This window comes from Pantoea sp. GM_Pan_4, from assembly GCF_026541005.1.
Taxonomy (GTDB): domain Bacteria; phylum Pseudomonadota; class Gammaproteobacteria; order Enterobacterales; family Enterobacteriaceae; genus Pantoea; species Pantoea dispersa.
On record NZ_JALNUZ010000026.1, the window covers coordinates 1 to 4,708 of the forward strand.

General features: G+C 33.7%; 6 protein-coding genes. 2 read left to right on the plus strand and 4 right to left on the minus strand.

Translation table 11 applies throughout. From position 1 onward, the window contains the following. Nucleotides 1-610: 610 nt before the first annotated feature. On the minus strand, nucleotides 611-850 hold the full coding sequence (locus tag OXR61_RS23285; RefSeq protein WP_097822082.1) for a DNA-binding protein: 240 nt from the start codon (nucleotides 848-850) through the stop codon (nucleotides 611-613). Between the two features lie 282 nt (nucleotides 851-1,132). After that, a complete protein-coding gene (locus OXR61_RS23290) occupies nucleotides 1,133-1,348 on the minus strand; it encodes a hypothetical protein (protein WP_267407804.1) in 216 nt (71 codons plus the stop codon). A 1,111-nt stretch (nucleotides 1,349-2,459) separates the two neighbouring features. Here OXR61_RS23290 and OXR61_RS23295 point away from each other — a divergent pair. After that, on the plus strand, nucleotides 2,460-3,014 hold the full coding sequence (locus OXR61_RS23295) for a replication/maintenance protein RepL (RefSeq protein ID WP_098877982.1): 555 nt from the start codon (nucleotides 2,460-2,462) through the stop codon (nucleotides 3,012-3,014). Between the two features lie 6 nt (nucleotides 3,015-3,020). Then, the gene (locus tag OXR61_RS23300) at nucleotides 3,021-3,266 is read left to right on the plus strand and encodes a hypothetical protein (protein ID WP_098877981.1); all 246 of its coding nucleotides are present in this window, start codon (nucleotides 3,021-3,023) and stop codon (nucleotides 3,264-3,266) included. A gap of 184 nt (nucleotides 3,267-3,450) precedes the next feature. Here OXR61_RS23300 and OXR61_RS23305 read toward each other — a convergent pair whose 3' ends face one another. Both OXR61_RS23305 and OXR61_RS23310 read right to left on the minus strand, forming a co-directional pair. After that, nucleotides 3,451-4,392, minus strand: coding sequence for a relaxase/mobilization nuclease domain-containing protein (locus OXR61_RS23305; RefSeq protein WP_098877979.1), 942 nt, complete (start codon nucleotides 4,390-4,392; stop codon nucleotides 3,451-3,453). Continuing rightward, a partial coding sequence (locus tag OXR61_RS23310; RefSeq protein WP_267412576.1) for a MobC family plasmid mobilization relaxosome protein occupies nucleotides 4,374-4,708 on the minus strand: 335 nt, incomplete at its 5' end. The genes OXR61_RS23310 and OXR61_RS23305, both read right to left, overlap by 19 nt.

The following is a 4,708-nucleotide window of genomic DNA, read 5'->3' on the forward strand; positions in this document are numbered from 1 at the left end:
TTGGTGTTTTCTTTTCCACCGGAGAATTGCTATTTACTTCATCACGCTTCTCGTTCATTTTAAAACCCTCCAACCCCGTATTTGAGGATTAATATTTTGCCTTTGGCTCTATATTAATCGCTATACTTAGATATATTGATATCTCTAGCATAGCGTAACCTCAAACACTTGGCAAGCGACGTATTTGCTAGCCACTCACTTCGTTTCGTGTCTGCAAATACCGCTTTAATCATGCTTAGCATGATTCCCCCCAACCCCCTACAGGGGGAGCTAAAACATACATCCCTTGGATGCTTTTTTAAAATCAAGGAACGGGTAGTATTTTTTGAGAAACCCTCTCAAAAAATCTCCACCCTTGCTCTTTTCAATCGCATCCTTGATTTAAAAAATTCGGCACACTTCTTGGTACTCACCAAGCTGAAGACCAAAAAGTGAAAAACTTTCCTCATCAGCTTGTTGTACCATTTTAGTGTGCCGAAACGCATAGTTCTAACGATCAAAATTAGATTTTTTATCATTTTTTTACACGCTAAGTTCGTGCGGTTTCGCCCGCACACTACGAACCAGCCTCTACCAAAAAGCGAAAAAACCATTAAAACACAAGTGCTTTTTATTTTGGACCATACTTCTTTCTTAATTCAACCAATTCTTTTTCTAATTGTTCTACATCAGATTTCCAAAACAAACTCATGTTTTTTGTTTGTTTCAATGGGACAATCCGTCCCTTTTTATTAACTAATTCGTTTAATCTAGGACGCGATATATTGAGTATCTCTAGTACCTCTGAAGTTGTTAAAATATACTCGTTTACAAATTTCTCTACATCTTCTTTATTTTTTAATTCGTACATGCTTCATCACCTATCTTTATAATCGTTTTTTTATAAATGCTAAGATTAATCGTATTACTAGAAGTAGTACGTAAATAGTAGTTGTTGTGATTACTACATAATCTAATATTCCTAAATCACTCCAGTTAACAAAAAATGTTAAAACTATTGCTAACATGAGAAGAATTACAAGCCTGCTGTTTAAAAATTCTAGTATTTTTTTCATGTATTATATGGATTGGACTTTGTGATATAATTTGGGTAAGGGAGTGTTAATACTCTGGTATTCCCAGAGTATTAACCTTACTTGTTCTTACGTCCTGTAGTTCGTCTCGACTTTGGTAGGTTACGGCGAATGACAGGGCGTTTATTTTGTTGTGTTATTTCTCCTTGTTTCATCCTCTTTCTTTTTTCACTTATGTCTAACCAATCCTTGTATACTCCTAATATTTCTTTTACTATAGGCAAGGCTGTTTTGATTACTGCTCCGATAATTACTAATACTGCTGTTATATTCATTTTTTACCTCCAAAATATGTAATATTGTCCAATCCATTTTCTTACCTCCCTTACATAAATAATTATACCATGGTACTTAACTATAGTAAAGTGTTTTTTGCTATAAAATTACTAATTTGGGATGTTTTTCTTATATTTTTTTTTAGGGAAACATAGGGAATCTTGACCCATTTTAAGGATTCTCTAACTCTCTTTATCATCATTTCACAGCAAAGCTCTACAAGATTCCTGATATTTTTGCTTTTGGTTAGGGAAACTTGACGAAGACAATAGGATTTGTAGCCCTCAGAAGGCTCTATAAGCGTTTTAAATTTATCCCAAATAGAAAACACCCAAGACCTCTTATAAGCTTTCAAAACGTCTTATAAGAGGTCTTGGGTGTAAATGGTTTGATTTCCCTTCCCTTGTTTTTGGGTTGGTGGTTGGCTGGGGTGAAGCGTAGCGAGGGGCTAGCCCCTCTTAGTGTCACTAAAACATAGAATGAGGATTTTTTGGAACAGTAGAACTGGCGGTTCGGCTGGTATAATTGCTAGTCCAAGTCGAGCAACTTAACCTCGTTTTTGGTCTGTTCGGCTTGGCGAAAGCTAAGAATCAGCCGAATTTCTTTATGCAATGGAGGAAAGGTGGAGATTTTTTGAGTGGGTTTCTCAAAAAATACTACCTGACCATTGCATAAAGAAAAGCCCTTTTGAGAGTGTCTGTTTATAAAAACCTCCATATCGATCTCGATATGGAGGTTTCGCAGTTACCAAAATTGGTAACTGCGAAAATAATCAATCCCCCAAAAAAGGGGGATTGATTATAGAAGAGAGTAAATTAGATAAAAAAGTGGCTTGAACCCTTGGTATTACTGGTTTTTTGCATTTTTTTTTGATATACTTTAGGATATCATTTGATATCCTAAAGTATACTGTATGATATATTTTAATTACATCATTTGATATCTTATGAGTATATATTTAACACTTATACCCTTTAGTGTTTGATATCTTTGTATTACATCATTCGATATCTTTGTATTGCATAATATAGACTTACACCCTATACTGTTTGATATAATGAAAAGATATCAAATGTAGTCATATCTGACTACAAAAGGAGAATTTTTTTTATGACAAATAATAAAACAAAATTAGAATATTATGCAGAAACTCAAACATTAATTGGACAAAAGAAAAGAGAATTAATTGATAGTGAAACAGGCGAAGTTATTCATGTAGACCAAATTACTAAAAGAGTATATGGAACTAAAAACTTTTGGAAAATGTATTTAATGGATTTTTTAACTGTTTTAGGAATTATAGATAACAAACAACTCGATGTTTTTATTTACATAGCAGAAAATACAAATCCATCAAATAATATCTTTATTGGTACATATAGAAGTATTTCAGAAGATGTTGGAGTTTCTTATAAAACCGTCGCAACAATCATGAAAAAACTTCAAGCTAATAATTTTATTAAGAAAAAACAAAATGGTGCTTACATTGTAAATCCTAACATCATGATGAAAGGTAATGATACAAAACGCCAAATCTTATTAAGTTATTACGAGGAAGATGAACCTTTAAATTCAATTGAGGTTTTAAGAGGAAAACAAAAAGCATTACCAGAGGAAAAACATTCTACAACATCTCAATTACTCGAAATAAAAGAACAGGAGTAAAAAACAATGAATAAATACGTAGCTGAATTAAACTTTGAATATGAAGATAGTGATTTTCAAATCCCTTTAACTGATATTCAATTACAAGCCATTTTTAAAATTTTAGGGATGAAAATTGACACTGAAGAACAATCTGTATCAGCCTATGGTGAAAAAATGTTAGTCAGATTTATGAGTAAGGAATATCAAAACAATCCATTTCATTACAAAATTTCTAACAAACCCGAAATCGTTGATGAACGAGGAAAATAAAAAGAGATGCTATTTTGATAGCATCTCTTTTTCTAGTAAAGAATATCTTGGCTCTGGAATTTGCTCCCACTCTATTTCTTCGTAAAACTCTCTTATCCCGATCATGACCGCTTTATGTGGTTTTCCATATTTCATCACAATTTTATCTGTATCTGAAATCATTGGAAGTGCTTCTTTTTCAAACTCAACGCTCTCTTTCTTCGAAATATCGTTTCCGTTTCTCTCTAATTTTTCTACCCGTTGCAAGACTGATTCCATCCAAATTTGTTGGTTTTTCATCAAGTCCATGACTTGACTTACCAGTTCGACCACTATTGTATTTTGCTCCGTCGATTTTCTTTCGAGTTCGCTCAACTTTGTTAGTAAATCTTGTTTCAGCATCTCTATTTGACGTATCTCTTTCTTGTTCTGTATTTCGTCTTTCAAACTCACCCTCTATACCTTCTTTCGTATACAACTCTCCTAATTTCTTCCCGCGTACTTTTTTATTTTCATTCATGTGCATGTATGTAATGGTCTTTCCACGAACAGTAACACTAACCCCATTCTCTTCTAAGTACTCAGAAAAACCTTTAAAATCACTTGTTTCCTGCTTCGCCATATCAATAGTTTCTCTTACTTCATCTTTCCAACTTCGCTTGTTCTTCTCTAATAGTGACCGCTCTGCTAACGTATATCTTATTTCAGCTTTTTGGCTAGCAACTGATAATCCATTTTCTTCGCAAATTCTATCATTTTCGGATTTAACTAATTTAATTTGGCTAGCATTACTCTGATATTTTTTACCTGTTTCCATATCTACAGAATTGATAACAATATGATTATGAATGTGTTCTGTATCATTGTGCGTGTAAATAGCAACCTGATGTCCTTCAGCAATTGATTCTGCTAATTGGCGTCCTAAATCATTAGCTTGTTCAGCTGTCACTTCTCCAGGCTTAAATGATTGAATTATTGTATGTGCTTGAACGCCTGTATCTTTTCCGTGTGCCATTCTAACTGCTTTCATTTGTGCCTTTGCATACTCAGGCATACAATTAACACCACTTTTAACAACAGCACGTTTCTCAGCATAATTAATAACTTTAGAACAACTCTTTGAATTCCCTAATTTAGTTGTTGCCATAAGGCTTCCAACTCTCTTTGAACTTCCTTCAAGTTCTTTTCAATCATACCCTCTAAAGTCGCTCCACTAAGTCGACTAGATTGTCTCATATTGCAATATCTTGCGATTTGGTTCACGTTGTTCCCAATCGCATTCAGTTCTTTAATAATTTTTAGACTGCTTTCTTTATCAAATTTCGGTTTCAAAATGCGTGCATTTTGTACCTTCATTTTTGCGAAAGCCGTCACACTCATACTCAAATTGTCAGCTGACTCTTTCAATTTTTCGTAATCGTGTTCATTCACTCGAAAGCTAATTTGTATGCTATCTCTTCTCC

Coding starts and splice junctions, on each gene's coding strand:
- OXR61_RS23285 (WP_097822082.1), bottom strand. CDS start 850: ATGTACGAATTAAAAAATAAAGAAGATGTAGAGAAATTTGTAAACGAG.
- OXR61_RS23290 (WP_267407804.1), bottom strand. CDS start 1,348: ATGAATATAACAGCAGTATTAGTAATTATCGGAGCAGTAATCAAAACA.
- OXR61_RS23295 (WP_098877982.1), top strand. CDS start 2,460: ATGACAAATAATAAAACAAAATTAGAATATTATGCAGAAACTCAAACA.
- OXR61_RS23300 (WP_098877981.1), top strand. CDS start 3,021: ATGAATAAATACGTAGCTGAATTAAACTTTGAATATGAAGATAGTGAT.
- OXR61_RS23305 (WP_098877979.1), bottom strand. CDS start 4,392: ATGGCAACAACTAAATTAGGGAATTCAAAGAGTTGTTCTAAAGTTATT.